Source organism: Mesorhizobium sp. M0189 (assembly GCF_040322135.1).
Taxonomy (GTDB): Bacteria; Pseudomonadota; Alphaproteobacteria; order Rhizobiales; family Rhizobiaceae; genus Mesorhizobium.
Genome location: NZ_JAMYSW010000052.1, coordinates 1 through 4,351, shown reverse-complemented (window position 1 = coordinate 4,351; position 4,351 = coordinate 1). Strand labels below are relative to the sequence as shown.

Annotated in this window: 1 protein-coding gene and 3 pseudogenes; 3 read left to right on the top strand and 1 reads right to left on the bottom strand. The window is 59.6% G+C overall.

Annotated features, from left to right (window positions below):
* Nucleotides 1–193 precede the first annotated feature (193 nt).
* The 3 genes and pseudogenes from NKJ09_RS32385 to NKJ09_RS32375 all read left to right on the top strand — a co-directional run.
* A protein-coding gene (locus tag NKJ09_RS32385; protein WP_352764771.1) for an IS630 family transposase occupies nt 194–1,142 on the top strand; the annotation gives its coding sequence in 2 pieces (ribosomal slippage) (nt 194–529 and nt 531–1,142; 948 coding nt in all).
* A 285-nt stretch (nt 1,143–1,427) separates the two neighbouring features.
* Nucleotides 1,428–2,377 (top strand): annotated as a pseudogene (locus NKJ09_RS32380) (IS481 family transposase).
* A pseudogene (locus NKJ09_RS32375) lies at nt 2,374–3,481 on the top strand (ATP-binding protein); the annotation flags it as partial. The pseudogenes NKJ09_RS32380 and NKJ09_RS32375, both read left to right, overlap by 4 nt.
* Here the strand turns inward: NKJ09_RS32375 and NKJ09_RS32370 are convergent.
* Nucleotides 3,482–3,941: pseudogene (locus NKJ09_RS32370) on the bottom strand (amidohydrolase); the annotation flags it as partial.
* Nucleotides 3,942–4,351 lie beyond the last annotated feature (410 nt).

The window sequence follows — 4,351 nt, the reverse complement described above, 5'->3', positions numbered from 1 at the left end:
CCCAAGCCAACAACGACCCTGACCACGAAGCGACAGACATGGTACCCTCCATAACCTGCCGAAGTGAATCAGAAAATCAAATGATCCGCAACTGTAGTACTAGAGCGGTTCCTGATTTGACGGAATCGAAGGAGATTCCGGATCAGTCGGTTTTGTGATTCAAGATGCTGGCTGGAGTGGAGGCCAGCATCGGATGACGCGACCTCTTTCGGATGATCTTCGCGAACGTGTTGTAGCGGCGGTTTTGGGTGGCGAGAGCCGCCGGTCGGCCGCGAAACGGTTCGGCATTTCGGTTTCGGCGGCGGTGAAGTTGTTGCAGCGCCATCGGGCGACTGGCTCGGTTGCGCCTGGCAAGATGGGCGGACATCGCAAGAGGGTGCTGGAGCCGCACCGTGCCTTCATCGAGGCGCGTGTGCGTGAGACGCCGCATCTGACACTGCATGGTCTGAAGGATGAGTTGGCCGCACGCGGGGTCAAGGTCTCGCACAACGCGGTCTGGATATTCTTGAGGCGCGAGGGCCTGAGCTTCAAAAAAAACGCTGTTCGCCCTTGAGCAGGCGCGCGCCGATATTGCCCGCAGGCGTCAGCGATGGCGCTCTTGGCAGGCCGGCCTCGATCCGCAGCATCTGGTCTTCATCGACGAGACCTGGATCAAGACCAACATGGCTCCGCTGCGCGGTTGGGGGCCGAAGGGCGAGCGGCTGCGCGGCTTGGCCCCGCACGGCCACTGGCGCACGCTGACCTTCCTCGGCGCGCTGCGCTGCGATAGGCTCGCGGCACCTTGCGTCTTCGACGGGCCAATCAACGGCCAATGCTTCCGCGCCTATGTCGAGCAGCAGCTCATCACCGTACTGAAACCCGGCGACATCGTCGTCATGGATAATCTGGGAAGTCATAAGTCGGCGGCCATCAGGCAGATGATCAAGGCGGCCGGCGCCAGGCTTTGGTACCTACCGCCCTACTCCCCAGACCTCAATCCGATCGAGCAGGCCTTTGCCAAAATCAAACACTGGATGCGCCAAGCTCAGAAACGTACCGTCGAGGACACTTGGCGCCACATCGGCCACCTCGTTGAAACGATCGAGGCAACCGAATGCAACAACTACTTCGCAAACGCCGGCTACGCTTCCATCAAAACGTGAAAGGCTCTAGTTATGTGGCCGAGCCGATGCGCCCGACGCCCGCGAGGAAAGCGCCGAGACGAAGACACGGAAGGCGGTATCCAACCCGCGGATGAGAGTCTGACCAACCGTCGTCTCTGAGCTCCACCCCCAGCCCTGTGCAGCTTCAGCCGGTCCGACTGCTTCGCAAACCTGCCAAGCAGGCGAGCCTTCTTGCCTTCAACCTTGACAGGGAACATGAGAGACTAGGTGTTTGATCTCAGGCTTTAATGGCGCACCATTGTCGTCCGAATCAAAGGACGCGCTATGGGACAGATTCTACACGGCCGCGCCACGACGACAGAGGCGGTCCGTCGAGCAATACAGCATGGTCAAGAGAGCCTGAGGGCACTGGCCAAGCGCTATGGCATCGATCAGAAGACGGTTGCGAAGTGGCGGAAGCGGCCGTCGACCGCCGATCTTCCGACCGGCCCGAAGGAGCCGAGGTCGACAGTGCTGTCCCTCGAAGAGGAAGCGGCCATCGTCGCCTTTCGCAAGCACACGCTGCTGGCGCTGGATGATTTTCTCTATGCGCTTCAGCCGACGATCCCGCATCTGACGCGCTCGTCATTGCATCGTTGCCTTCAGCGTCATGGCATTTCGAGGCTGCCGCAGCTGGATGCTGACAAGCCGGCCAAGAACAAGTTCAAAGCCTATCCGATCGGCTATTTCCACATCAACATCGCCGAGGTGCAGACCGCCGAGGGCAAGCTGCGTCTCTTCGTTGCCATCGATCGAACGTCCAAGTTCGCTTATGTGCAATTGCACGAGACGGCGGGCAAAATGGCGATGGCCCAGTTCCTTCGGGATCTGATCGCGGCCGTGCCCTATGCCATCCATACCATTCTGACCGACAACGGCATCCAGTTCACCAACCGGAGCTGCGATCGGCACGCCTTCGAGCACATCTTCGACGGCGTCTGCGACGAACATGGCATCGAGCACAGGCTCACAAAGATCAACCATCCCTGGACCAATGGCCAGGTCGAGCGGATGAACCGAACCATCAAGGACGCGACCTTCAAGCGCTTCCACTATGACGATCACGATAAACTGCGCCGGCACCTCGCTGACTTCGTCTTAGCCTACAATTTCGCGGCCGCCTCAAGACCCTCAAGGGTCTCACACCCTATGAGTTCATCTGCAAAATTTGGGCAAAAGAGCCCGAACGGTTCCGACTCGATCCCACCCATCAAACGCCGGGACTAAACAACTAGGTGATAAGGTCGAAGCACGACAGCTCGCGGCACAAGCCGGCGCTCCGCTGGTCAAGGGCTCGGACGGCCCACTCGGTTCGGCGGCTGATGCGGTCGCCTTTGCGAAGAAGGCCGGTTTGCCGCTTGCGATCAAGGCTGCCTTCGGCGGACGCGGCATGAAGGTTGCAAGAACATTAGAAGAAGTGGCCGAGCTTTTCGAGTCTGCTGTCACGCGAAGCGACCGAGGCTTTCGGACGCGGTGAGTGCTGTGCGGAACAGTTCCTTGACAAGCCGCGTCACATTGAGGCGCAGATCATCGCCGATGGCCACGGCAATACCGTGGTGCTGGGCACCCGCGACTGTTCTTTGCAGCGCCGAAACCAGAAGCTCGTGGAAGAAGCGCCCGCCCCTTTCATCACTGAAGAGCAGCGCGCGCGCATTCACGATGCTGCACGCCCAATCTGTGTAAAGGCCGGCTATACCTGCGCCGGCACGGTGGAATTCCTGCTGTCGCAAAGCGGCGTCATTTCCTTCCTTGAGGTCAATACCAGGCTCCAGGTTGAGCATTCGGTGACAAAAGAGACTACCGGCGTCGACATCGTAGTCGAGCAGTTGCGCATCGCCGACGGGCTGCCGTTGTCGGTGGCCGAGACGCCGACGCCGCGCGGCCACGCTTTCGAGTTTTGCATTAATGCTGAGGATCCGGGCCGCGGCTTCCTCCCGACGCCTGGCCTCATCACCCGCTTCCGCACCCCGTCGGCCCCGGCGTGCGGCTCGAGACTGGCGTTGAAACGGGCTCGGAGATTCCTAGTCTTTATGACTCTATGATGGCCAAGCTTATCATCACTGGCGCGACTCGCGGGGAAGCCCTGATACGGGCGCGACGTGCGCTCGCCGAATTCTGATAGAGGGCGTAGCGTTCCGTCCTCCCATTCCATCGCGCGGTATTGCATGATATGAGCCAGACTTCATCGTAAAGAATGGCTTCCACGTCCACACAACCTGGATCGAGACCGGCTGCCGGGGGTAGAGCCCGCGCCGCGAGTTGACCCAGTCGAAAGCGTGATCTTACGCAGCTTCATCGAAATCGACGGCAAGCGCCATGGTGTGGGATTGCCGGCGGCCGCGCATATAATTGACACCTACGTTCAGTAAGTTCAACGGCATCAAGTGCGCTGCGTCCTTGATGCGGATTTACGGCAGCGTGAGCTGCGCGGCCTTTGAAACTGAAATCCAATTCTACACACGCGAGCAAAGAAGCAGTAGGAATTACGCCCGCAAAGGCCCCCGGGTGCCAGCTAACTGCCACATCGACGTCGTCAAAAACTCCCGCACTAACCAAAAAGCTCATTCCGGATCCAGCTGGACAACCGTAATACCGCACCCGTCCTTGAATTCCGACTTCACTTAGCCAATTTTTTACCGCCAGAGCGGCCAAGGCGGAAGCCGATCCAAGCATATTGTGGCAGCAGCCATGACCATAACCCCCATCCAGGAGAGGTCGCTCCTCGGCCCGTCCCGCTTCTTGGCTTAGCATCGGCAATGCGTCATACTCGCCAAGAATCGCTATCACGGGGCTGGCTTCCCATGAATGCCGGCCCATCGAGCGATCTCGGAAACACTGGCCCCCGGCCAGCCGCAACGTACACACCGCCTGGTTCAGTGCGATATTCCGGTCGCCACCAGATGTAGCTTAAGATGCGGACATCCCGAAGGCACGAAGCATCAGACCGAAGTGATCACGTCGGTTGAGCGGCGCCGGCGTTGGTCTCGGGAGGAGAAGGAGCAGCTGATCGCAGCGACGCGCTCGGTCGGTCGACCGAAATAAAACTACGACACCGCGTAAATGTAGGACCGCAGCGTTGCCGTGATGTCCGTACCCCTCCGGTGAGGCTTTCGATTACCCACATCGTCGGCTTGATCCAATAGAGATGCCGAAGGCGATGTCGTGCAAGCGGGTCATGCCGCGCCAGACGACCATGTTGCCGGGAGGCG